This is a genomic window from Treponema berlinense, assembly GCF_900167025.1.
In the GTDB taxonomy this organism is placed as follows: Bacteria; Spirochaetota; Spirochaetia; order Treponematales; family Treponemataceae; genus Treponema_D; species Treponema_D berlinense.
In genome coordinates this window covers 103,601-129,744 of the sequence record NZ_FUXC01000008.1, presented here as the reverse complement: position 1 = coordinate 129,744, position 26,144 = coordinate 103,601, and the positions used below count along the sequence as shown (strand labels likewise).

Below are 26,144 nucleotides of genomic sequence, written 5' to 3'. Positions count from 1 at the left end.
TTTTTGTTCACCGATTGTTTTCAAAAGACTGTCTTTTTCCTCTTCCTGTTTTCTCGTTTCTTCTGATTTCTTATTCGGTCGTTCAAAAATGTCAGCCAGTCCTGCAATTGCCTGTGCTTTCCATTGGGAAATCTGATTCGGATGAATGCCATACTTTACTGCAATTTCCTGAATTGTAGATTCTTCTCGTAATGCTTCAAGTGTAACTTTTGCCTTGAAATCCTTGCTGAATGACTGTCGTTTCTTTGCCATGTGCTAACCGCCCTGTTTAATTTATCGGCTGTTTGCACCTTAAATCTGCTCCTTTTTCTGTATCGTTTTACGCACTCATTTTATTATGGCTTTGCCGCACTGTCTCCGAATGTCTCCATATAGCATTTCTTAAAGTCTTAGAAGCCTTATCTAAGAGACGAAATCAACAGTGTTTTTCATAAGATTCAATTTGACTATTCAATATAATAAACCTGTTTTTATTTAAGAATAAACATAACATTGTTTCAAACTCAAATTTACTTAAAATTTAACCTAATTTAAGCTCAAAATGAAACCAAGTTGAGTTCAAAGTGAAACCAAGTTGAGTTCAAAGTGAAACCAAGTTGAGTTCAAAGTGAAACCAAGTTGAGTTCAAAATGAAATTAATTTAACATCTGTTTAATTTCAGCTTGATTTATCAACAATGTTGATTTAAAATTATATCTAGTTTCGCCTATCCTAGAACCATAGACAGGCGTTGCATGAAGCCATTACAGGCATAAAAAGACACGGAGAAAGCGCATGATTAACATAAAGACAGTGCCTAACAACACAGGGAAAAGCAAGAGCGGCTTTTGCTTCCAGAGCATAGCCGACACTGATGCCGGGCTTGAGGAAATTGTGAAGGAAATGGTCGGCTACAATTCAACCCTCACTGAGGCGGATACGCGCGCGGCGCTTGCCGTTTTGGACACGGCGGTCAGAAGGCTGCTTCAGGAGGGATGCAAAGTGAGGCTTCCGTGGGTTGACCTGCAGCTTGCGGCGCATGGAACGGCGGAGTCTGTCTCTGTAAAATTCCAGAACAAGAAAGGCGACAACTGCTTTGTTCTCAAGGCCGCGGTCAACAAGAAGTTCGAGGCGGAGGCCAGCGGCAAAGTGTCCTATAAGACAAAATCATCAGCGCCTGCGATGGATCCTGCAATCTACCATGTTTTCTCAGTCACTGACACAGCTGAATATTCGAGCGAGCTTCTTCTAAAACGCGGAAGCTGCTTTAGAATCCATGGAAAAAACCTGGAGTTTGACTTTGAGGACGAAAAACAGGGCGTATTCCTTACATTGAAAAGCGACAGGACAAAGAGCGCCAGAGTCACAAGGTTCATCCGGCGCACCAGAAGAACGATAGATGCCGTGGTTCCACAGGGGATTGAAAGCGGGATATACAGGCTTTCGTTCGTTAAGAAAAACGGCGAAGGGCTGTATCCTAGCACGAATTCAACGGATGAAATTGAAGTTGATGGCTAGAAATTTTCTATGATTTTTAATTTATAGGAGACGAAAGTTTTTAATTAAAGTTGAACAAATGTAATTTTATAAATAATATAAGTATATAAAAAGTTTAGGCTATGAAATTATTATCCAAACACATTCCGCTTATAAAAAAAATAATCTCATTCACATTCTGGGGCATTATTACAACTGCACTGAATGTGGTTCTTTATTATTTGTTCAGATACATAAAACTTTCAGTGCAAATCTCAACCGTGCTCGCATGGTTTTTATGCGTGCTTTTTGCATTTATCACCAACAAAAAATATGTTTTCAAGGGAACTAGCACTTCTGCGAAGGCTTTTGTCAGAGAAATTGCTTACTTTTACGGCTCAAGGCTTTTTTCTGGAATCGCTGATGTTCTTATAATGTCGCTTTTTGTTGATGTTTTGGGATGGAATGAAGTCTTTTCTAAAGTCACTGATGAAATTTTAGTCAGCGCATTCAACTTTCTGTTCAGTTTTCTTGTGATTTTCAAAGAGAAAAAAGATGTTTCTATAGATAACTAGACAAAACGGAGGAAGAAAAAAAATGAATAAAATCTCGCTTATAGTTCCCTGCTACAATGAGGAAGCAAACATAAAGCCATTTTACAATGCCATAATGGAAATATATACAGGGGGGGATAAATGATGCTGACTTTGAGCTTATGTTTGTAAATGACGGCTCATATGATTTTTATAAAGAAAAGAATTTAACTGGGAATGCATTAAGTTCACACGGTCTTAAATTGCATTCAGAACTTTTCCAGCTTTTCAATGTAAAATATTATCTTGCTCCTGAAGACAAAGAAAATGAAATTCCGCAATTTTTTAAGGACACAGGAGAAAAATATCTTGAATATAAGATATTTCAAAACACAGAATTTTTGCCATTTGGCTCAACTGGGAACGGAGAACATATTGAGAATGTGAAACTAGGCTGCAATACTCTTGCTGCGGATTCAAAATTTTCAAACGACAGCAGTATTTTTCTTTCTATCCCATATTCTAAATTCTGGAAGGCAAAAATCGATGGAAAACAAACCGATACAAAGCTTGCAAAAACAGCTTTTATGGAATTAGTTATACCAAAAGGAAATCATCATATAGAATTGCGTTATACGAATACTTATTTTTTATTAGGAATTGTTGTAACAGTTGTAGCATTTGCAGTTTTTTTGGTTTTTACTGTAAAACTAAAAAGAAGGATTAATAAAAAATTATGAAAATTTTCGTTCTAATTATCACAAAAAAAATTCTTAACAAACTTTCTAAACTCTTCAAGTTCATAAATCCAAATTCTGTAATAGAAAGGTTTATTGAAAAAGATTTTTCAGGAATTATAGAAAAATACAAGAGTCATGCAGAAGAAATACTATATTCCAAAAAAGAAAAATTCTCTGAAAATAATGGAATTATATGGATATTCTGGTGGCAAGGCTATGACGTTGCACCTATCCTTGTAAAAAAATGCATTGATAGCATAACAAAAAATGCAGAAAATCACCCGGTGGTTTTAATCACAGAAGAAAATTGGAAAAATTACGCAGACATTCCCGATTACATAATAGAAAAAGTTGAAAAAGGCATTATCACCCTTACCCATTTTTCTGATATTCTCCGTATGGCTCTTATTTCCAAGCATGGCGGGCTTTGGTTAGATGCAACAATCTTTGTATCTAGGAATATTCCTGAGAATTGCTTTGCGCTTCCGTATTTTTCAATTCATTATGAAACCTCAACAAGCAAGATCACAAAGGGAAAATGGACAGGTTTCTGCCAAGCCGGACAAAAAAATTCGATTATACACAGTTTTTGCCGCGACATATTCTTCTCATATTGGGAAAAATACAACAAGCTGATTGACTATTTTTTCATTGACTATGCAATGCTTGCCGGATATAATTATATTCCAAATTTCAGGAAGCTTGTAGATGCCGTGCCACTCAATAATCAAGGAATAAAAGAACTCGACAGACATTTTAATGATAAATATTCAAAAGAACTTTTAGATAGCATTCTGTCAAAATCGACTTTTTTCAAGCTTAACTGGAAAAGAGACTATAAAAAAGAGATAAACGGCAAAGAAACTGTTTACGGATATTTTTTAGAATGGCAATGACGCAAAACAGCCTTTTCATGTTGCACTCTCATATAAGTGACGAGAAGTCCCAGTAAAATCAATTTGGAAATTGACCATGCAAAACGAACCTTTAGTATCTGGAATTATTCCGACTTATAACAGAAGAAATACAATTTTAGCCTCGGTAAACTCAGTTTTGAATCAGACTTTCAAGAATATCGAATTGATTGTCGTAGACGACTGCTCGACCGATGATACAATCAGCATTTTGGAACAAATCAATGACAAAAGACTGAAAATTATCAGACATTCTAAAAATAAAGGGCAAAATGCAGCAAGAAACACAGGCATAAAGGCAAGTACGGGAGAATATATTGCCCACCACGACAGCGATGATATATGGCGTTTAAATAAACTAAAAGTTCAAATAAATAAGTTGAAAGAAGTCAACGCTGATGTTCTGTGCTGTCAAACTGCTGTAAACGATGAAGATACTCACAAATATTTATATAATCATCCAAATGAGAAATTAGTAAAGGAAGGTCTTATTTCATATAAGCAATTATTAAAATACAACTGCACTACAACTCAGACAATCATTGGAAAGGCTGAATGCTTTAAGGATATTTTATTCGATGAAAATCAGCCAAGATTCACTGACTGGGCTCTTTCCCTTGATTTAGTAAAAAAATACAAGTTTTATTATCAACAGGCTGTTCTTGTTGATGTCTACCAGCAAAAAGATTCCATAACGAAAAATCCTCAAAAGGGTGTCAGGGGAATGGAAATGCTTTTTGAAAAACACAAGGATGCTATTCTTTCTGACAAGGAAATTGTTGAAAGTTTTTTCAAAAAGAAAGCCTCTTTTGTTTGCAAGACAGGCAAAAATCCCAAGGAAGAAATGAAAATGATTTTAAAATATAATCCGTCCGCCGTAAATTTTATAAAATTCTTTCTTTCTGCATTAGGTTTGTATAAATATCTTTTTAACCTAAAGCAAAAATTTTAAATTAAAACCTCAAGTCGCATTCTGGAGTAATCAAAAATAGTAATTTATTTTTCCTCTTTTCTATGCTATCATTGTTCCATGCAAAATATCAGAAAACTGCCGATTGGCATTCAGAGTTTTGAAGACTTACGAAAAAACAATTACATTTACATAGACAAGACGGAATTTGTGTACAATCTTGTGCATTCAGGAAAGGTTTACTTTCTTAGCCGGCCGCGCCGCTTTGGAAAAAGTCTTTTTCTTTCAACCTTAAAGGCATATTTTGAGGGCAAGAAGGAACTTTTTAATGGACTGAAGATTGAGCAGCTCGAAAAGGACAATCCGGACGCCTGGAAAGCTTATCCGGTAATTTATCTGAATTTTGCGCAGGACAATTTTTCTTCAAAAGGAACACTTGAGGACTGCATAAACCTGCAGCTTAAAAAATATGAGGAAGAATACGGCATTACAGAAATTGAAAGCCGTTTTGCCGGCCGCTTCATAAACATTGTGCAGACCGCGCGGAAAAAAACAGGTCTTCAGGCGGCGGTTCTTATAGACGAATACGACAAGCCTCTTCTTGACGCCCAGAGCAACGAAAGTCTTGTAAACGATAACCGAGAAATCTTGCGTGGTCTGTATGTCACTCTCAAAGCATTGGACGAAGACCTGAAATTCGTATTTTTGACAGGTGTTACAAAGTTCAGCAAGGTGAGCATATTCAGCGACCTGAACCAGCTGGAAGACATCTCTCTTTCCAGCCAGTATGCAACAGCCTGCGGAATCACAGAAAAAGAGATGCTCGAAAATCTCGGGCAAGAAGTTGAAGGCTTTGCGGCGCAGAACAATCTTTCAAAAGAAGACTGCATAGCTCAGCTTGAAAAGATGTATGACGGCTACCATTTCTATGAAAACAGCGAGGGTGTCTACAATCCTTTCAGCCTTCTGAACGCGCTGAAAAAACAGGACTTCTCACTTTACTGGTTTGCAACAGGAACACCGACTTTCCTTATAAAAAAACTTCAGGAAAGCACGATGAACTACATGGATCTTTCAAACGGCGTGGAGGCCACCGCGCAGGAGCTTCAGGACTACAGGAGCGACAACCCTAACCCGGTTCCGCTTTTCTATCAGACCGGCTACCTTACAATAAAGGGCTACGACAGGGAATTCGGTGTTTATCTTTTAAAATACCCGAACAACGAGGTGAAGTACGCGTTCATAAACTCTCTTGCCCCGGCAATCCTGAACAACAACCGCTCCACAGGGCTTGATGTTGTCTCCTTTGCCCGCGACATAAAAAAAGGCGACGCAGAAAGCGTAATGGCAAGGTTCAAGTCTCTTTTTGCGACTCTTCCCTACACAACCGCAAGGAAGGAAAAACAGGACAGTGTCATAGAGCAGAATTTCCAGAATGTGTTCTACCTTGTGTTCACGCTGCTGGGCCAGTGGTCAACTGTTGAGGAGACATCATCGTTCGGCAGGGCTGACTGCGTGCTTTTAAACGGAAACAATGTCTTTATATTTGAGTTCAAGAGGGATAAAACGGCAGATGAGGCATTGAATCAGATTGAAGAGGCAAAATACGCCGGGCCGTACAAGTCAAGCGGAAAACGGATTATAAAAATCGGCGCAAGTTTTTCCACAAAGGAAAGAAACCTTGTTAAGTGGAAAATTGTGGAAGAATAGCTTCTTTTAAAATTTTCAGTTTTGCTTGACAAAAAAAAGAAGCAATAGAAATATGAAAAAAAATGGAGTAAAATAAAATAATATAAAAAAATGGTACAAAAATCTCTAAAAAAGAATGCGGTTTACAGTTTTATAAAAGCCCTTATGAACCTTGCTTTTCCGCTCATATCTTTTCCTTACGCCTCAAGAATTTTATTGCCGGCAGGAATTGGAAAAGTAAATTTTGCAAATTCTGTAATAGAATACTTCATACTTGCTGCAAGTCTTGGAATTTTTTCTTATGCCGCACGGGAGGCTGTCCGTGTTCGTGATGACAAGCATGCGCTGAACAAGATATTCCGCGAAATTCTTACTATAAATCTCATTTCAACTGTATTTTCTTACATTTTGCTTTTCATTTCACTTGTATTCGTCAGCAAATTTTCTGAATACAGGGTTCTTCTTATCGTGTGTTCCACAAAAATTCTGTTTACAACAATCGGAGTTGACTGGATTTTTAATGTGCATGAAGAATACAAATATGTAACGATACGCTCTGTCATCTTCCAGGTCATAAGTCTGGTGCTTCTTTTTGTTTTTGTACGCACTCCAGATGACTATGTCGCATATGCTTTTATGGGAGTGTTTTCAAGCGTAGGCTCAAATATATGCAATATTTTCTATGCACGAAAGTTTGTAAACTTTTTTGAAAAGACAGCAATAGAAATTAAACGGCACTTAAAACCTATATTCACATTTTTTGGAATGTCTGTCGCATCAAAAGTACACACTGCCTTAGATTCTGTGATGCTTGGCTTTATGCTGACTGACAGTGCCGTAGGTTATTATTCCGCCGCGAATAAAATCAAGGGGCTTGTAGTAGGTCTTATTACAGCAATTCTTGCTACACTTCTTCCGCGCTCCTCTTATTATCTTGGACAAAACAAAAGTGACGAATACCAGAAAATTGTCTCAAAGGCTTTGAATTTTTCGCTATTCTTTTCGCTGCCGTCCGCAATTGGAATAATGCTTTTGGCAAAACCTCTTATACTTCTTTTCAGTGGAGAAGAATTTTTAGCCGCGCTTCCGGCAATGCTTATAATGTCGCCTGTGATAGTGTTTATAGCGGTGGCATCTTTTGCAGATAATATGGTTCTTATTCCTCAAAGGATGGAAAAAGTTTCACTTCAGTCGCAGATTATCGGCTGCGTAATGAATGTTACCTTAAACAGTCTTCTGATTCCTATATGGGGAGTTTTTGGAGCAGCGTTTTCAACATTTGTTGTAGAAGGAATCATAACCGTCTACAAAATTTTCTTCAGTTTTAAACATATAAAGCACAATGGGTTTCTGAATAATTTTATAAAAGTTTGCGTGTCCTGTATTTTTATGGCAGCCGCTGTTTTTGCAATACTTCATTTTATAAAAAATGTCTTTTTACAGATTCTGCTTGGAATTATTGCAGGTGCTGCAATTTACGCGGCTACAACTCTGGTTTTACGGACAGATACAGCCTTAATGCTGGCAGAAACAATAAAAAAAAGAATAATAAAGGTAAAAAAATGTTAAATCTAATTACTAAGACAAAAATCCTGCTAAAAGAAAATAAGCAGAAAGAATTCTTTGATACGTTAAAAGCATATATCAGATATATATTTCTTTCTGCATGGTTTAAAATTTCATTAAAAGAAACCAATCCAGAACTAAAAAAGGTAAACAAGAACTGGATTATTTACACATACCTAAAGACTAAGTATTCAAGTTTTCTAAAAAAATACAAAACAAAGGAAAATACCTCGCACGAATATTCGGATATAGTATGGTGGTGCTGGTTTCAGGGAGAGGAAAATGCCCCTGATATTGTAAAAGCCTGCCTTGAAAGCGTCCGCAGGAATATGCCAGATAAAAAAATAAATATAATCACCGAATCAAATATGTGGGATTATGTTTCAATGCCGGACTTTATAAAGGAAAAATATAAAAAAGGAATCATCTCGCGAACGCATTTTTCGGACTTGCTTAGGCTTGAGCTTTTAATAACTTACGGCGGAACTTGGATTGACTCGACTGTTTTGTGCACGGCAGAGCCTAACTATGCTTTTAACACACCACTTTTTGCATTTAAGACAAATGAAAAAAATGACCCGGCAACAGCAGCTCAAAGCTGGTTTTTGTCAGCAGAAAAAAACAACCCGATTTTATGTTTGACAAGAGAGTTGCATTATAAATATTGGGAAAAATACAACTACCAAATTCATTACTTTATTTTCTATTTTTTTATGAAACTCGCCGCAGAAAAATATAACAAAGAATGGAATTTAATTCCGTTCTTTTCAGATGTTCCGCCTCATATTATGCAGCGTGAACTTTTCACAGAATATTCAAAAGAACGAATGGAACAGCTAAAACGAATGTCCGATATCCACAAATTAACATACAAATTCAAGAAAGATTCTGACCTTCAAAAAGAAAATACAATTTATAAAAAAATTCTTGAGGAATACAACGCCTCTTCCTGTTACAAATCCGCATCAAAAACAACGGGGGGGGGTACAAAAGTAAAGTAATTTTCGTGTCTAAAGTATTCTCCTCAAAAGGAGAATGCGCATGATTGCAATAGACACAACCTTTTTTGCCCATTCAGAAGCAAAGAGCAAAAAACTTACCTACTCAACTTCAATCTTCACAGCAGATTTGCTGGATGCTTTTGTTCAGCTTGGACAGTCAGACAAATTCTGCCTTATTGTAAATTTTAACCATGTTGATTTTTTCAAGGAAAGATTTCCGGCTTATAAAATTATTGTTGCAAAGTGGTGGCCGGTAACTCTTCTTTACAAACTTACGAGAGGCAGAAAGACAGCGGCAAAACTTATAAAAAAATGCGGTGCGTTCAGAAAAATTGCAGAAAAAAGCGGAGCAAAAGCAATATGGTTTCCTTATGCCATGAATGAGACATTTGTGCGAACCAAGCTAAAGACATTCGCAACAATCCATGATATTTACAGAATTCACCACGGAACAAAAAAGGATGCGGCAAAATTCACAGAGTTTATAAATGACAACACAACTTCCCTTATAGCGATAAGCAATTACACAAAAAACGACATTATAAAAACAACAGGATGTAAAAAAGATATTCCTATAATTCCAAACTCGATTGTGTTTAATGTCTCAAGACAGCAGAAAGTTCCTGAGATTGAACAAAAAAAATACATTCTTGACTTGAATGCATATATCGAAAAGAAAAACCCAATGACACTTCTAAAGGCATTCAATCTAATAAAGGACAAGACAGACCTGAATCTAGTGTTTTGCGGCGGATACAAAGAAGATAGCATTTGGAATAAAATGCAGGAATACATACAAGCTAATCAAATTTCAAGCCGTATAAAGCTGCTGTTCCGTGTAAAAGATGAAGAGAGAAACTGGCTACTGGCAAATGCGGCGCTGTTTGCAACTCCGTCTTTATTTGAAGGATTCGGACGCACACCTGTAGAAGCCGCAATATGCAAAATTCCAGTAATCTCAACAAAAGAAACATCCCTTTTTGAGGCAACACAAGGATTATGCAATTATGTAGAAAACGCAACCGATGAAAAGGAACTGGCAGAACTAATACTGAATATAATAGAAAATCCAGAGTCAGAAAATAAACTCATAAAAATCGCGCAAAAACTCGAAGAACGTTACAAAAAAGAAAACTGCGGCAAGTTGTACCTTAACCTTTTTTTGTGATATAATAATAAAAAATTATTTATTATAAGAGAAATTATGAAATTTTCCATACTCGATTACTTAGAAGAAACAGCTAAAAAATATCCTGATAAAACAGCATTTGCAGATACGAAAACTTCTATTACTTGGAAAGAGCTTGTTTTAAAAGCAAGAGCTCTTTCAACAATCCTGTCCGCTAAATTTGAAGCAGGAACTGCGATTCCAATAATGATTGATAAGAGTGTAAAAACTGTTGAATATTTCTTTGCTGCTCTTTATTCTGGTTGTTTCTATTCTTATTTTGATGCGACTTTTCCAGATTCTCGTATTGATTCAATGATTCAAACTTTGCAAGTAAAAAATATTATCGCCGACAGCCGTTTCGAGAAAAAACTTTCAAATTTAAATATACAAGCTCTTTTTGTAGATGACATTGAAAAACAGGCTGAAAAAAATAAAGCAAAGTATAATGACTCAAGAAGAAAAGAAATTATTGACACCGACGCAGTTTATGCAAATTTCACATCAGGTTCTACTGGAGTGCCAAAAGCTGTTATTGTAAGCCACCGTTCTGTAATTGATTTCATTTCTTGTTTTACAGAACTTTTTGAAATTACAGCAAATGACAACATTGCAAATCAAGCTCCATTTGATTTTGATGTAAGTGTAAAAGATATTTTCAGTGCAGTGTTTACAGGTGCTACAGTCCACCTTGTACCAAAACTGTTTTTTTCATTTCCAACAAAACTGCTTGATTATTTGATAGAGAGAGAAATTACAACTTTGATTTGGGCAGTAAGCGCATTATGCATAATTTCAACTTTAAATGGATTTGAATACAAGATTCCCTCAAAAATAAACAAGATACTTTTTTCAGGTGAAGTAATGCCTTGTAAACAACTTGAAATTTGGATGAAAAATATTCCTGAAGCACAATATATAAATCTCTATGGTCCTACAGAAATAACTTGCAATTGTTCATATTATAAAATTCCAAAAGGTGTATTCCCCCCCCCAGAAAAATTACCAATAGGAATTCCATTTCCAAATGAGCGAATTCTACTTCTTGATGAAAACAACAAACTTGTAACAGAACCTGAAACAGAAGCTGAGTTATGCGTAAGTGGAACTTGTGTTGCTTTAGGATACTACAATTCCATAAAAACAGAAGAAGTTTTCGTGCAGAATCCACTTCAAAAAGCAAAATTTGAAAGAATTTATCGGACAGGCGACCTTGCAAAATATGGAAATGATGGGCTTTTGTATTATGTTGGAAGAAAAGATACTCAGATAAAACACATGGGACATAGAATAGAACTTGGTGAAATTGAAGGTAAAATTACAAAACATTCAAATATCACTCGTTCATGTTGTGTATTTACAAAGAATAAGATTTCAGCCTTTTACACTGGAAAACAAACTGAAAAAAAAGACATTGTTTCAATGTTAAAAATGACTTTGCCAACTTATATGATTCCAGGAGATTTTATTTATATTGATGAATTTCCTCTTACAAAAAATGGAAAGATTGACAAACGAAAGCTCATTGAAAAAATTTCAAATTTATAAAGGATATAAAATGGATTCTGAATTTTCTTTGCTTGTAAAAAAATATGGCTCACCGTTGTATATTTTTGATGCCCAAAAAGCTATAAAACGTGTTCAAGAAATTAAAAAGGAACTTGGTTGCAACGTAAAACTATGTTATGCAATAAAAGCAAACACCTTTTTATTAAAAGCGTTGAAAGATGAAGATATTCTATTTGAAGTTTGCTCTCCTGGAGAATTGAGCATTTGTCAAAAATATAAAGTTGCGCCTAAAAAGATTGTTTTTTCTGGAGTCTGCAAAACTGAAGATGATATAAGGCGTGCCTATAAAATGGGTGTGAATACGATAACATTAGAATCAAAAGCACATCTTGAATATTTGCTCTACGTCGTAGACACCGAAGAATATCGTAGTCAAGATGTTATTATTCGCCTTACAAGCGGAAACCAGTTCGGAATGAGCCAATCAGATATCTATGAATGCATCGAAAAACTTAAAGATTATTCTAACATAAAGATTCGAGGAATTCATTTTTTTACCGGTACTCAGAAAAAAATAACGAAAATATCAGAAGAGATAACTTTTATTGAATCATTTTGTACAGAATTGCAGAAAAAAACAGGTATTTTTTTTGACTCAATAGAATATGGTCCGGGGCTTGGCTATGATTATTTTTCAAATTCTGAAGAAATCCTAAATTTCGAAAATTTAAAAGAATTTTCTGCTCTTATAGAAAATTCAAAATACAATTATGTAATTGAACTTGGTCGTTTTATTGCAAGTCCATGTGGAAAATACTGCACACAAATAATGGATATAAAAACTGATGAAGAAACAAACAATAAATATATTATAATTGATGGTGGGATAAATCATATCAACTATTATGGTCAGATAATGGGAATGAAAACACCAAAAGTTGAACATATTGCACAGACTCAGTTGAATGACACAGATATAGAGAACTATACTATTGCTGGAAGTCTATGCACAACGGCAGATATTGTTATTAGAAAACTTCCGCTTTTATCTCCAGCTGTCGGTGATACACTAGTTTTCAATGACATCGGAGCATATTCTGTAACAGAAGGAATCTATCTTTTTTTAAGCCACCCACTTCCAGCAATAGTTTTAAAAAACAATGATTCCTATGAATTGCTCAGAAGCACAATAGAAACCTTTAATTTTAACTCTTAGGAAACTCCTAAAAACCAATGGTTTTTAGTAATAAATTATATTTTGGAGAATTATTATGGAAAAATTAATGAACATCTTAACAGAACTCAAACCAGATGTAGATTTTGAGACAGAAAAAGGACTTATTGACAATGCAATTCTAGATTCATTCGATATAGTTCAACTTATTGGACAACTGCAAGATACTTTTGACATTGAAATTTCACCAGCGGAAATTCTTCCAGAAAACTTCAACTCTGCAGAAGCACTTTGGTCTATGATTCAAAAATTGCAGTAAAAAACAAATAGACGGTCTGTTTAGTATGTAGAATTATAAAAGTCAAAATCCCTCCAAAAAATAAATTTTTTGGAGGGATTTTTTTCAATATTGAGCGTACATAAAACCTGTGTCGCCAGAACTGAAAGTAAACGAAAGAATCACAAGAATCATCAGAAAATAGTATGCGCTCCACCTTATTGCAATATTTTTTTTCTGAATAGCCTTATAAACATCAATCTTGTTTTCTTTAAAAAGACTGATAACAAAAATTATTAAGGTTCCTATAAATATTAGAATAATATGTGATTCAAAGTTTGAAATAGCCCCTATTATACTTCTGAGATAAGACTTTGATGTAAGAATAATAGGATTTCCAAAATTCACAAATGTATCTTTTAAATATATAAAACTCTGCTTTACATTTTCAATTCTATCAAAATACCATCCAATATTTACGAGAATAAATGTTCTTATAATTCTGAATAAATGAAACCATTTAGCTTTTTCATTTATATGAAGAAATTCATTCATTTTTTTGAAGGCAGGCTTTAAAATATCACTCAATGCAATCAAAAGACCATTATAAAGTCCCCAAACAAAAAAATGAAGTTCTGGACCGTGCCATATACCAACCAACATGAAAACTAAGATATTTGCGATACATGCAGGAAGAACACGGCCAAAATGTTTTCCAAGATGGCTTGCACACCATTTTCCAAGATTTCCCATCATTTTCGTAAGGGCAAAAGGATAAAAAACATAATCTCTCATCCATTGTCCTAAACTTATATGCCAGCGTTGCCAAAAATTAGCAATACTTACAGAGAAATATGGCTGCTTAAAATTTGGCTGCATTTTTATTCCAAAAAGTTCTGCAACTCCCATGAACATATCTATTCCGCCACAAAAATCAGCGTATTGATAAACTGAATACATAAGAATTGCAAATAAAATAACACATCCAGGTAGTCCATCATAATTTTTATCAAGAATTGCAGAAATTTTCGTGACTAAAAGATTCGCAACCACATATTTTTTCATGGCCCCAAAGAGAACAAGCATAGTTCCATGTTTTATATTTTCAAAATCAAATTTATGTTCTTTTTTTAGCTGTTCTCCTTGAATTCCATAACGATTTATTGGACCCATTATAAGCTGAGGAAAAAATGATATGAAAAGAAAAAATTTTGCAAAATTTGTTTCTTTTTCAATTTTTGCGTTATAAACGTCCATAAAATAACCGATTGCTTGAAGTGTATAATAGGAAATTCCAAGCGGTAAAAGAAGTGTTTTTGAACCAATAAGCACACGCCAATATTTCAGGTAAAATAATATTCCAATATTCAAAAACAACATTCCAACAAGAACCAACCTTTTTTTATTCTGAATGCTGTGCTTTATTATTTTAAAAGTTTCTTTATCAAAAGTTAATTTTTTTGTTTTTAAGTCATTATTCATTTTTGCAACAATCTTTGCGGCAAAAAATGTTACAAGCGAAGAACCTAATATAAATATAAAATTTCCTACACCACTGAAAGCATAAAAAACGATGCTTGCCGTAAGAAGACAAATCCATTGATTTTTTTTAGGACAAAGATAATAAACAGCAAGTGTTGCTAGAATAAATATTGCAAATGTATTAGAAAGTAATGTCATATAAAATTCCTATTAATTAAAAAGATATAAAATATTCGGTCGCTTTGTTTGCCATTATGCCGTCAAGATAAGCAGTTACGACAAGTTCTCCAGATTTTCCCTTCGGCAGAGTTATAAAATTTTTTGAAGTACCTTTTTCTAAAATATGATTTTTCCCATCATAAAAAGCTTCTATATCATAAGAAATTCTATTTTCCGAAACATGATTTACCATCGGGGTAATTGTCACAGCTTTTTTATCATTTGTAGGCTTTATTACAAGCCCAAAAATTCTGTCTTCTTGAGCCTTTAACTTATCTGCATAAGAATCATAGAACATATCATCGCAAGGAATATTTCCTACAAAATAATCACACATTGATTTTGTATATTTATATACACCAAGACCGCTCAAGTGATTATCGTCATGAAAATCTTCATCAAACAACCTGAGATATTTTTCTTTTGCAAGATTGAAATCGTAATAATTGAAACCTCGTTCTCTGCAGAAGTTTTTTACAAAAGTATAATATTCATCATAATTTCCTTTTTCAGCAAGATAAAAATCAGAGCAAGGCATTGAATACATTGTGAGCTCTATGTCGTTTTCCTTACAAAGTTTTATAATTTTATCAATCGTGTTTTTCCAGTCATCACTTATTCTATCGATTCGTATAGCTCCTTCGTCATAATAATTTGAAAAAGTGCCGTTTTTTACAGGTCTTTTATCAAGCAGGCAACCTTTGCCATCGTAATCTGCATCCTTATCCTTATAAACATAATTAAAATAGTCTCCATTGATAAACGACTTGTACCTATGCAACAAATCTTTTGGATTAAGGGACATATGCTTATCTTTTCCTATAGGAAGCAAAGTATTTATATAATATTTTGGTGTAGACATAGTTCTGTAATAATCAAATTTTATTTTTGGATCGCGAATATAATGTGCTATTGAATATTCAGATTTAAAACCTGTTTTTTCTTTTACTGGTGTATAAGTTGCAACAGCAAAGTCTAGTTCAAGAAAAACTCTTTGAAGTTTATGCAACTTTATCGCTTGACGCAAAACTGCATAAGTGCCCTCTATATTTTGTCCTGCAGAACCTGTAGAAAAGTTGTTTTTCCCCCATATCTTGTCAGCAACCTTTGGTGTAATACCATGGCTTACATGAGAAGCACCACAATAAAGAATATCTACATTTTTTTCAGTAAAAAGTTCATGCATCCAAATTCTTGTATAAGCACTAGATTCATCTCTTATTAAAAAAGCAAGAACATTAGTTATCAAGAAAAAAATCGCAATAAAAACTGTAATTTTTAACGATATTCTGATTTTATTTGACATAAACATTTCCTATATTATTAATTAATTGGTTTCTAATTTCTGTAATTTTTTCAGTAAAAAGTTATAAACTTCAGAAGCAGCCTTGCCTCTTTTTTGCCAAGCCATATCTCTTACTTCATTTCTTGCCGATTGCAAATCTGTATTTTCTATTGTACTCGCTATTATTTCTTTTATTTGAGGGAACTGCTCTTCTTTTAACTGAACACCAATCTTAGTAAGAATTTGAAGTTCCCATAAAGATTCTTCAAGCCAATCAATATCATAAGGTGATTTATCAAATTTTGTATCAGCATAGATAAAAGGTTTGTCAAAAACAAGAGCATAATCAAACATTACACCTGAAAAATCAGTAATCATAATGTCCGCCCTTTTTAAGACATCAAAATTGTCATTGTCATAATTCCATTCAAAATCAGAATATTTTTCCTGAAGAGGTCTTAGCATATTCTGCTCACTGACAATTGACTGAGGATGAGGACGAATTATTATTTCATACCCAGTATTACTTAAAGATTCAAGAAATTTATTGCCAAATTTTGAAAGTATGCTACTTTTTCCCCAAGAAGGAGCAACAAGTACAACTTTTTTCTGATGCGGCTCATCTTTAGAAAAAGATTCCAAACGGTTTTTCATAGAATCAAGATATGTACATCCAACAACAGAGAATTCTTTTTCTTTTATCGCTGGACGAAGTTTTTCAATTTTTCTCAATGAAGGAAGCTGGTTCAATCCTGTGCCAAGAACAACATCATAATGATCAAGTCCAAACATTCTGTAACCACATAAATCAGAAACCGAATGAGGAATATGAATATACAACTTTACAAATTTGCTTCTTTTCCATTGGTAGACATCGAGTCCGGGAGTTGTTGCAAGCACTATATCTGCATGAAGAAAATTAAGTTTTGCAAATGGCTTGTTTTTTTCGCCTAAATATTCTGTGTGAACATAATTATATTTTTTTAGTAACGCTGGATCATCAGGACTAGCAGTATAATAAACAATATTTTTTTTATGTTGCTCAAATTCGTCACAAATTGGCTCAAAGACATTCCAATATCGCTTATGATCACTAAAAATCACAATCTGGATATTTTTCGAATCCGAATTTCTATCAGTTTTTCCACCGGAAAATAAAAATTTCAATCTTAGATAAAGTGCGCGAAGTGCAAAAGAAGCTGCTGCTGCAATTCCTATAAAAAGCGAAAAAAGCATACTTCCTGTACCTGGGTCAATATAAAGAGGCAAAAACTGTACTGACATTATCTTTTTTCTCCATTGATTTTCTTATTGTATTCTGATAGTGAAATCCAATTTTCTGGGTTAAAAATATTATCTTTTACAAACCAACCTCTTTTTTCATCTAAAGTAAACTGAGTCTTTTTTAAGAGCTGGTCGGCATGATGTTCTCCATTTGAAAGCGGATAAAGTACAACTCCTTCATTTTTTTTCTGAACAAGTTTTTTTCCTGTAAATGGATTTTTATCAAATTTTTCACTCTTCATATTTTGAATTGCGAGAAAAGGAGCATCGGCATTCATCATAAACGAAGAGTCTGAAATTAAATCGTTTCTTGAATTAAAATCCTTAAACATGAGAAGCGGATTATAAAACGCAGGAATTTCAGGATTATCAAAATTCCTAAATGCTTTTGTTTTTAAGCCTGCCCCATGGTCTGCAACTATTATAATTCTTGTATTATCATAAACATCATTTTCTTTTAAATAATCAAGAAATTTCGCGACTTGTGTCAAAGCTGCGGCATTGACCATATAATGAGATTTTTCAAAACTTGCTTTTTCTTCTGAAATTTTTAATAAATCGTCTGTTAAATTATGTGGCTCATGAGGAGTATCAGAATCAATAAAGAGATAGTTGTCTGTTTCTGAAGAAAAATCTGTCTGCTTATCAAGATAATAAAGACTTGAGAATATGTTGTAATAGTTTCTGTCATCTCTTTGATCAAATGCTATACAAAGCCGATAAAAAGTAGAACGCAACGGCGGATACAAAGCCTGAAGAACGAGAAAATTCCTTATTTCCTTACGACAGATAATATCAGCATCATTATTTGCAACGCCACCTTTCATTCCAATTTCCTTAAAATAAAGGTCTGTGTATTTACCAAAAGTAGAATAAGCGTGCATCTGAGGATATTTTTCAAATGGAGTTAAATCCTGTTCATGCGCATAGTTGCACCATGGCGGATCAGAAACTGTTACTGAATACCCTGCATCCATAAAGAGTTTAGGAAGCATTAAAATAGCTTCATTGTGTTTTTCACGAAGAAGTTCATCTTTTCTTTCGTTTATTTCGCTCGGAGAATACTCATATCCTCCCATCATTGCAGGGGACGCTAGAGACGTATGAGTTGAAAAACTTAATGTATTTGGATAATAAGTAAAACCTTTAAAAGAGTGTTTTTTATCAGGATTTGCTTCTAAAAACTCTGGAAAGAAAGAGTTGATCGCACGATCAAGAAAAAGGACAATCACATTTTTCTTTGTTTTTGAAAGATGGTATATTTTTTCAATTCTATTCAAAGAATCTGTTTCTGCAATATTTTTTTCATGGTTTGCAGAATGAGCAATAAATACTTTTTTTATATAGTTCATTTTTATAAAGCCAAGCCCAGTTTCTGCCAATATCATGGAAAAAAGACAAATTTGAAGAATTATCATCTTATTTTTTTTCATAGAAAACAAATAGATAGACAAAGCCATTATAAAAATAATTAAAGGAAAAAGCATAAAAAAGACTGAATAATTTTTTAGAACCTTGTCATTTTCAAGAGTAAAATTTACACTCAAATTTCCATAGTTATATTTGAAAATATAGACATTCGATAAAACACAAATAAAAAGAACAAAAAAAAGACATGGTAAAACATTTTTTACCTTTTCTCCAAACATTTTATAAATTGTGCAAGGCCAAAAAACAAATAATCCTGTAAAAACAAATAATGAAGACCAAATATAACTTACAGGATTTTTTGTTTCACCTAAAAAAGAAAATTCTACAGGACTTGAAGAAATCACACTGGAAGAAAGTGTAAAACCGAGCAAAACGGCAAGTCCAATTCCTGAAAGAACGAGAATATAACAAGAATTCTCAGGCTTTCCGATAAATTTAGAAAATAATTTTTGACTTTCTTTAAAAAAAACAGGAAATAAAGAAACAAAAATACCTAACAAAACAATTATAGTTTTTTTAAAGATATTTCCTTGCTTTATAAGAACAAACAAAACAACTCCCCAGAAAATAGCACTGATAATTATATGTGCAATTTTTCCAGGATTTTTCATTTTCATTACGATATTCTTAAAAAGAGAAAATATATTATTTAATATCCAGTAGATTACTAATCCGCTTGGAGAATTATATAAAAGAACAAGAAAAATAATTGCGACTACATAAAGCTGAACTTTCTCACGAAATGTTGCATCTTTTGTGTAAATCGCACCACTAACGAAATTTATGATGGTCATCAAAATTGGAAGAATATGAATTCCGAAAGCAAAGGAACCTAATTTTAGTGACAAAAAAACATCGGGAGCGCCAAGGTCATTGAAAATCCAAAAACTTGCACCTTTCAAAACTTCGTTATTACTAAGATAGTGATAAGCAGCAATAAAAAATGGGATTTCAATCAATATGGAAAGAGAACTCCTCAAAACATAAAGCGGATGGTAATTATTTTGGCGATAATATTCAGAAAGCATCATAAACTGCTCATCGCCTTTAAAAGCTTTTTTAATCTTTTTAACCCGTGGTTCAAGAGATTTTGATATTTTTCTTTCTTTTTCTTGAAGACTGTCAGCAATATTATATAGCGGAAGTGCAAGAAAATTTATTGCAAGGCTAACACCAAAAACAGCGCCCATAATTCCTACTGAACTAATCTTATTTATAATAAAATTAAAAACCCAATCAACTATGGTCTCAATCGGTGAAATTACAATGTAATATAAAAAGTTCATGATATTTAATTCCTACAAACTTCCTAAGTATAAAAAAATATTATATTATTTTAATAAAAAAATAACAAAATTAAAAGTATGTTAAAAGAGTTGTAGACAGTATGTAAAAAAAATAATCTCGAAGTCTAAAAAATATCTTGCAAAATACGCCGGGCCGTACAAGTCAAGCGGAAAACGGATTATAAAAATCGGCGCAAGTTTTTCCACAAAGGAAAGAAACCTTGTTGAATGGAAAATTGTGGAGGAGATAAGATAAAAACAGCCGAAATAGCGTCTGTTTTATCTTTAAAAGTTTGTGTTGCAAACTTTCTTATCATCGGTTGTTTCTCACTTTGTTGCGAAACAACAAAAAATAGCAAGCAGTATAATCTCGCTTTTTATTTTAAAAACACCTGTCTTGCTTCTTCAAGGCTTTCGAGATTTCCAATATCATGTCTTTTGCCTGTCATCTGCCAAGCATATACTGTCTTTTTGCTGCAAAACCATGAAATAAAATCTCCTGGCGCATCTGTTCCGCATGGAATTTTTCCATTTTCGTCTTTTGTACAAGCCTCTTTTATAAATGGCAAATCGTCTTTTGTGTAAACATAGAAAGGAGGAACTGCCCAATGGCTCTCTGGAATTGAAGGTTTTTCCTGCATTTTTAGAACTTTGTCATTTTCATCAATCACAGCGACACCAGTTCTTCTCAATTTTTCAACACTTTTTTCGTAATGACGCATTATGCACGGAGATTTTTTTTGTTCTGCATATTCAACAAAATTTTTTAGCGAAAAATCAAGTATATTATCACCTGCAAGAACTAAAATCTCTTCATTTACATTGCATTTTTCAATCGCAAACAGAATATCTTTTACTGCTCCTATGCGATTTTCATTTTCGGTCGAACCGTCATCAATTACAGTAACCTTATGATTAAAACTTCGGCTGTTTTTCCATTTTTCAAACTGACTGACAAATTTGTGGTTTGAAACAATAATATGCTCATTGATATTTTCAAATTGGTCAATATCATCAATAAGACGGTCGAGAATTGTTTTTTCACCAACTTTTAGCAAAGGCTTAGGGAAATTTCTAGTCAAAGGATAAAGCCTGGTTGCATACCCGGCTGCAAGTATAATCGATTTCATTTAATTGATTCCATCCGCTGTTTTGCAAAAAATGATATTAAAAGTTGATTTTAATTCTGGAAAACTTTTTAAATATTCCGTACGAATTTTTTTTGCAATTTCATTTTTTTTCTCCGGATTTATAACCGCCATTGCGCAGCCATTAAAACCGGCTCCACTAAAGCGACCGCCGTAAATTCCGTCTGTATTTTCCATTATATTCTGTAAAACTTTTAATTCTTCACTTCCAGTCTCATATTTTTCGATAGAAGAACGTCCGCTTTCAAAAATCAATTTGCCAAATTCTTCCAGATTACCATTTTGAAAAGCCTTTACTCCTTTTTTTACACGTTCATTTTCAGAATAAAAATGTTCTGCTCTTTTTGCCCAGTTCGATGGAAGTTTATCTTTATATTGTAAAAAAATTCCGGCAGGAACATCGCGAAGATAAGTATCATTGAATTTTCCGTATTCAAGATGAGCAAATCCTTTTAATGCATAACTTGCAGCCTTGCATTCATCAACGCGCATATTATAAGCCGATCCGGCAAGTTTTCGCTCAAGACCAGAAAAAATTATTGCGATTTCAAAATCCGGCATATTTTTAGGGATTTTTATAAGCTTAGCAGAATCTGTTTTGGTGTCGAGATACAAAAGATTGTTTTTTTTTGAAAAAACTTCGCAGCTTTGGTCAAGCTTTCCAACGTTTACACCAATAAAGTTTCGTTCTGCATCAATTGCAAGATTTACAAGTTCAACCGAAGTAAGGTTTATATCATTTACAAAAGCCAGTGATTTTAAATAAGTCAAAATTACACTGGCAGAAGAAGAAAGCCCTCCTCCTAAAACTTCTCCTGAAACTATTCCTTTTAGTCCTTTTGTCAAGGTGTATGATTTTTTTAATGCATAAGCAGCGCCAAAAAGATAATCGGCCCATATATACTGCCGTTCGTATTCTTCGTTTAAATTACCAATTGCCATGCCCTCAAAATTATCTGAATATACTTCAATTTCACAGTCTTCTGTTGCAAAAAATGAAAACTTGGTTCCTTTGTCGATTGCAAATCCTGTTACAAGCCCAAGCTGATGATCGACATGAGCGCCTAGAGGACAAACCCTATACGGACAGAAAAAATGAAATACATTTCCACTATTTTTTTCTTTTTCGATAAAAGTTTTTATTTCTTCTTTGGACATAATTGAATTATAACACTATAATCTAGAATATGAAATATGTTTATGTCTTAACGTCAACTACAAAAGATTTGTATTACGAACAGGCCTTGATTTCAGTCTATTCATTGCGAAAAAAAATGCCGAATTCTCAAATTATATTTATTGTAGACGACAACACAGAAAAGTCTTTTACAGAAGAAAATAAAAGACTTGCCTTAAAAAAATATGCTTCGCAAGTTATTTCAGTAAATTTTGATGAAAATATCCCAAACATAGACAGATCGCGTCTTTTGAAAACCTCAATTCCTGATTATATAGATGAAAGTTTTCTATATATCGACTGCGACACAGTAATTTGTGATGATTTAAGCGAAATTGAAAATGAAAAAGCCGTAACAGGTGGAGTTTTGGACGGTCATTGTCTGTTAAACGAGCATATCCATAAAAAATATTTTCTTGAACGTGACAAAAAATTAGGCTTTTCTGGTACAAAAGAAGCTGGATATAACATAAACGGGGGGCTTCTTCTGGCAAAAGCTGATACACCAGAACAAAAGGAACAGACAAAAGCCCTGTTCAAAAAATGGAATGAACTTTGGAAATATTCTGCTTATAAAAAGCACGACAAACATGACCAGTCAGCGCTAAACGAAGCAAATTTTCAAACTGGATTAAAAATGCAGCTTTTAGACGGAAAATGGAACTGTCAGCTAAGCCATGGCGGACTTGTCTTTCTAAAAGACGCAAAAATAATTCATTATTACTCAAGCGAATTTTCTGGAAAAAGTTACATTCCTTATTACAAACTTGCAGATAAAAATGTCCTTCAAAAAATAAAGGAATTCGGTGACATTCCAGAAGAAATAAAAGAGATGATTGATAATCCAAAATTTCAATTCAACGAAGTTCAGCTTATAAACGACCAGCGCATTGTAAGCATAATGCAGTCGCCATTACTTTTTACGCTTGCAGATTTGAAGGCTCACTGCCCTCATTTTTTCAACATGCTAGAAGGAATTTGTGCAGGACTTAGAAAATTTGCAAAATCGTTAAAAAAAATTCATTAATTAGCATCTAAGAATTTTTCTACTGCTTAGAATAATTGTAAATCAAAATCATTTGCAGTAAACTAGTAAAACTATGTTTTCAGCACTTTACAATATTATTATTCTTCCGCTTAATACTCTTCTTGAGTTTTTTTATCAGTTTATTTTTGAGGCGACAAACAATCCTGGAATTGCTGTCATTGGATTAAGTTTTGTCGTTACGCTCTGCACTCTTCCACTTTATATGGTTGCCGAAGGATGGCAGGAAAAAGAGCGCGAGACGCAAATTATGCTCAAACCTGGAATTGAAAGAATTAAAAAATTCTTCAAAGGTGATGAGCAGTATATGATTTTGAACACTTTTTACCGTCAAAATCATTACAGCCCGATTATGGCTCTTCGTTCCAGTTTTAGTCTTTTGATTCAGGTGCCTTTTTTTCTTGCGGCTTATCATTTTCTTTCCGACCTTGGAACCTTAAAAGGCGTTTCATTTCTTTTTATCAAAGATTTTGGTTCTCCAGATGAAACTTTTCATATCGGAAACTTTGCCGTAAATATTCTTCCAATCGCAATGACTTTGATTAACTGTGCGTCTGGATTCATCTACTCAAAAGGTCATTCTGCAAAAGAAAAAATCCAGATTTATGCTTTTGCGGCGATTTTTCTTGTCGTGCTTTACAATTCTCCGGCAGGACTTGTCGTTTACTGGACGATGAACAACATTCTCTCGCTTGTAAAAAACATTTTCTACAAGTTAAAAAATCCAAAAAAAGTTCTCTATGTAATTCTGTGTCTTTTTGCCGCTTTCTGCATATTTTCGCCTTTTACGGTTTTAGCTTCTTCAAAAAATGGCTTTAAAAAAGTAATTTTTGTTTTGGGAATTGTGCTTCCTTTAATTCCGTTTGCGGTAATCAGACTGGCAAGATTGACAGACCGCTCTTTTAAAATTCTGGAAACAAATAAAAAACTTCGCGCTTCTCTCTTTGTTTTTTCGGCAATTGCGCTCGCCTTTCTTTCGGGACTTGCAATTCCGTCCACTATTATGGAAAGTGAACCGAATAATTACTGTTTTGTTGACAGCTATTCTTCTCCATTTATTTTTCTTTCTACGACTTTTTTTCAGGCTGTAGGATTTTTTATTTTGTGGCCAACTTGTTTTTATGCGCTTTTTTCTGTAAGAATTAAAAAAATCCTTGCTGTTCTTTTTACGGCCGGAGCTTTTATTGCTGTCACCAACACTTTTATTTTTGGCGGCCATTATGGTCCTGTAGAAGCCTGGCTTGAGTTTATGCAGCCACAGGTGTTTACTCCTAAATTAAGCGAAATTATTCTGAATCTGACTGTACTTCTTGCAATCTTTGCAGGATTTGTATTTCTGCTTTCAAAATTTCCGAAAATTGCACATTCTCTTTCTGTAATTTTAATGATTTCACTCGGTGCTGTTTCTCTTAAAAATATAGCCTCAATTCAGAAAGCCTACAAAAATCTTGCAGTTCCTTCTTATAACAATGAGCTTGAACCTATTTTTTATCTTTCAAAAACTCATAAAAACGTTCTTGTCATAATGCAGGACAGGCTTTTTAATCCGTATATTCCATATATTTTTGATGAACTTCCGGATTTAAGGCAAAAATTTGATGGATTTGTAAACTATCCGAATACGGTTTCGATGGGAAAACTCACAATGATTGGAACACCGGGGCTTTTCGGCGGTTATGACTATACTCCTCATAGAATGAACGAACGTGCGCTTGAAGAGCCGCAAAAAACTCTTCAAGACAAACACAACGAAGCCATGCTGACTCTTCCTCTTATTTTTACAGCGAACGGCTACAGGGCACAAGTTGCAAATCTTCCTTATGAGAATTATCTTGAACAGCCAGAAAGCAATATGTATTTAAAAAATCCAGACCTGGAACGCAATGGAATTCAGCTTGAATCTGCTTCTGATCCGAACGTAAATCCTTATACCGTAAAATATGTTGGTCACGAAGAAATTCAGCATAATCACGTTCTTGGAACTTACACAAACTATTGGTATGCACGGCACGGAATGGAAAAAGAACCGTACATCAGCACAATGATTTTCAGAAACTTCATTTGGTTCAGTTTCTTTAAGATGGTTCCTCCGGTTATACGGGGGGGGGTATACCACAGAAAATACTGGCTTTCTTACAACAAATGGGACAATTCTGCCAGATTTGTAGACAACTATGCAGTAATCGATTACCTGCCGGAACTTACTAAGGTTGATGGAGGAAAAGGGTCTCTGATTCTTCTTGACAACGAGGCAACGCATGAGCCGACTGCCCTACAGGCGCCAGAATACGATTTTAGAAAATCCAAGGATATTACAAATAAAGGAAACAGCCCGCTTAAAAATGAGGATGCTTTCAGCACAAGCTGCGGAATCTTCAACCGGCTTTCTGAATTTTTTGATTATATGAAGGAAAATGGAGTTTACGACAACACAAAAATCATCATAGTTTCTGACCACGGCTCTTTCAGTAAAGGAGCAAAAACTGACTTGCCAAAACCTAACGGCCTTAAAGTGAGTCCGCAAAATTTTGTCGCATCTCTTTTGGTAAAAGATTTTAACTCCCACGGAGAAATAAAAGACGACTACACTTTTATGACAAATGCAGACACTCCTTATCTTGCAACAAAAGATGTCATTGAAAATGCAGTTCATCCTTTTACGCATAAACCGCTTAAAGTTGAAAACAAAAACGATTACACTATTTTAAATAATGCGCCTGCTCAAAGCACGAGAATCAGAAAAGAAAAGTCTTTCAGCGTAAAAGACAGCGAATGGTTTACTGTAAAAGATGACGTTTTTAAGGAAGAAAACTGGGGACAGTTCAAAAAATAAATAGTGTATCTTTTTAAC

Annotated in this window: 21 protein-coding genes; 14 read left to right on the top strand and 7 right to left on the bottom strand. The window is 34.1% G+C overall.

Features of this window, described 5'->3' with window-relative positions; translation table 11 throughout:
• Positions 1–252: transposase (locus B5D47_RS07770; protein ID WP_143592637.1), on the bottom strand; the 252-nt coding region annotated here is incomplete at its 3' end.
• A gap of 522 nt (positions 253–774) precedes the next feature.
• Between B5D47_RS07770 and B5D47_RS07765 the strand changes: the two genes are divergently transcribed.
• The 12 genes from B5D47_RS07765 (at position 775) to B5D47_RS07710 (ending at position 12,978) form a co-directional block, all read left to right on the top strand.
• Positions 775–1,497, top strand: coding sequence for a DNA-binding domain-containing protein (locus tag B5D47_RS07765; RefSeq protein WP_078931261.1), 723 nt, complete (start codon positions 775–777; stop codon positions 1,495–1,497).
• A 101-nt stretch (positions 1,498–1,598) separates the two neighbouring features.
• Complete coding sequence (locus tag B5D47_RS07760; protein ID WP_078931260.1) at positions 1,599–2,030, top strand: GtrA family protein; 432 nt, start codon at positions 1,599–1,601, stop codon at positions 2,028–2,030.
• A 140-nt stretch (positions 2,031–2,170) separates the two neighbouring features.
• Positions 2,171–2,728, top strand: coding sequence for a YfhO family protein (locus tag B5D47_RS07755; RefSeq protein ID WP_078931259.1), 558 nt, complete (start codon positions 2,171–2,173; stop codon positions 2,726–2,728).
• Positions 2,725–3,624: a capsular polysaccharide synthesis protein gene (locus tag B5D47_RS07750; protein ID WP_078931258.1), complete on the top strand. Its 900-nt coding sequence runs from the start codon at positions 2,725–2,727 to the stop codon at positions 3,622–3,624. The genes B5D47_RS07755 and B5D47_RS07750 overlap by 4 nt, the downstream gene beginning before the upstream one ends.
• A 76-nt stretch (positions 3,625–3,700) precedes the next feature.
• Positions 3,701–4,594, top strand: coding sequence for a glycosyltransferase family 2 protein (locus B5D47_RS07745; RefSeq protein ID WP_078931257.1), 894 nt, complete (start codon positions 3,701–3,703; stop codon positions 4,592–4,594).
• Between the two features lie 78 nt (positions 4,595–4,672).
• Complete coding sequence (locus B5D47_RS07740) at positions 4,673–6,262, top strand: ATP-binding protein (RefSeq protein ID WP_078931256.1); 1,590 nt, start codon at positions 4,673–4,675, stop codon at positions 6,260–6,262.
• A gap of 90 nt (positions 6,263–6,352) precedes the next feature.
• Complete coding sequence (locus B5D47_RS07735) at positions 6,353–7,810, top strand: flippase (RefSeq protein ID WP_078931255.1); 1,458 nt, start codon at positions 6,353–6,355, stop codon at positions 7,808–7,810.
• Positions 7,804–8,808, top strand: a complete 1,005-nt coding sequence (locus tag B5D47_RS07730; RefSeq protein ID WP_078931254.1) for a capsular polysaccharide synthesis protein — start codon at positions 7,804–7,806, stop codon at positions 8,806–8,808. The genes B5D47_RS07735 and B5D47_RS07730 overlap by 7 nt, the downstream gene beginning before the upstream one ends.
• A 40-nt stretch (positions 8,809–8,848) precedes the next feature.
• Positions 8,849–9,976: a glycosyltransferase gene (locus B5D47_RS07725; protein WP_159443509.1), complete on the top strand. Its 1,128-nt coding sequence runs from the start codon at positions 8,849–8,851 to the stop codon at positions 9,974–9,976.
• Positions 9,977–10,012: 36 nt separating this feature from the next.
• On the top strand, positions 10,013–11,524 hold the full coding sequence (locus B5D47_RS07720) for an AMP-binding protein (RefSeq protein WP_078931252.1): 1,512 nt from the start codon (positions 10,013–10,015) through the stop codon (positions 11,522–11,524).
• A gap of 10 nt (positions 11,525–11,534) precedes the next feature.
• Positions 11,535–12,701 (top strand): diaminopimelate decarboxylase family protein, encoded by a 1,167-nt coding sequence (locus B5D47_RS07715; RefSeq protein ID WP_078931271.1) that lies wholly within the window; start codon positions 11,535–11,537, stop codon positions 12,699–12,701.
• Positions 12,702–12,768: 67 nt separating this feature from the next.
• Positions 12,769–12,978 carry an acyl carrier protein gene (locus tag B5D47_RS07710; protein WP_234969970.1) on the top strand — a complete coding sequence of 70 codons (210 nt, stop codon included), beginning with the start codon at positions 12,769–12,771 and terminating at the stop codon, positions 12,976–12,978.
• A gap of 84 nt (positions 12,979–13,062) precedes the next feature.
• On the opposite strand, the gene B5D47_RS07705 is transcribed toward B5D47_RS07710, so the two are convergent.
• The 6 genes from B5D47_RS07705 to B5D47_RS07680 all read right to left on the bottom strand — a co-directional run bounded on the left by B5D47_RS07705 (position 13,063) and on the right by B5D47_RS07680 (position 22,229).
• On the bottom strand, positions 13,063–14,616 hold the full coding sequence (locus B5D47_RS07705; protein WP_234969968.1) for an MBOAT family O-acyltransferase: 1,554 nt from the start codon (positions 14,614–14,616) through the stop codon (positions 13,063–13,065).
• 16 nt (positions 14,617–14,632) lie between these two features.
• Positions 14,633–15,943, bottom strand: coding sequence for a hypothetical protein (locus B5D47_RS07700; protein ID WP_200806563.1), 1,311 nt, complete (start codon positions 15,941–15,943; stop codon positions 14,633–14,635).
• A gap of 21 nt (positions 15,944–15,964) precedes the next feature.
• Complete coding sequence (locus tag B5D47_RS07695; RefSeq protein ID WP_078931250.1) at positions 15,965–17,206, bottom strand: CDP-glycerol glycerophosphotransferase family protein; 1,242 nt, start codon at positions 17,204–17,206, stop codon at positions 15,965–15,967.
• Positions 17,206–19,923, bottom strand: a complete 2,718-nt coding sequence (gene yidC, locus B5D47_RS07690; RefSeq protein WP_078931249.1) for a membrane protein insertase YidC — start codon at positions 19,921–19,923, stop codon at positions 17,206–17,208. Before yidC (B5D47_RS07690) ends, B5D47_RS07695 begins: the two co-directional genes overlap by 1 nt.
• Positions 19,924–20,300: 377 nt before the next feature.
• The gene (locus B5D47_RS07685; RefSeq protein WP_078931248.1) at positions 20,301–21,053 is read right to left on the bottom strand and encodes a nucleotidyltransferase family protein; all 753 of its coding nucleotides are present in this window, start codon (positions 21,051–21,053) and stop codon (positions 20,301–20,303) included.
• A complete protein-coding gene (locus B5D47_RS07680) occupies positions 21,054–22,229 on the bottom strand; it encodes a GHMP family kinase ATP-binding protein (RefSeq protein ID WP_078931247.1) in 1,176 nt (391 codons plus the stop codon).
• A gap of 29 nt (positions 22,230–22,258) precedes the next feature.
• Between B5D47_RS07680 and B5D47_RS07675 the strand changes: the two genes are divergently transcribed.
• Both B5D47_RS07675 and yidC (B5D47_RS07670) read left to right on the top strand, forming a co-directional pair.
• The gene (locus B5D47_RS07675; RefSeq protein ID WP_078931246.1) at positions 22,259–23,275 is read left to right on the top strand and encodes a glycosyltransferase; all 1,017 of its coding nucleotides are present in this window, start codon (positions 22,259–22,261) and stop codon (positions 23,273–23,275) included.
• A gap of 73 nt (positions 23,276–23,348) precedes the next feature.
• A complete protein-coding gene (gene yidC, locus B5D47_RS07670; RefSeq protein WP_078931245.1) occupies positions 23,349–26,126 on the top strand; it encodes a YidC/Oxa1 family membrane protein insertase in 2,778 nt (925 codons plus the stop codon).
• Positions 26,127–26,144: the final 18 nt, after the last annotated feature.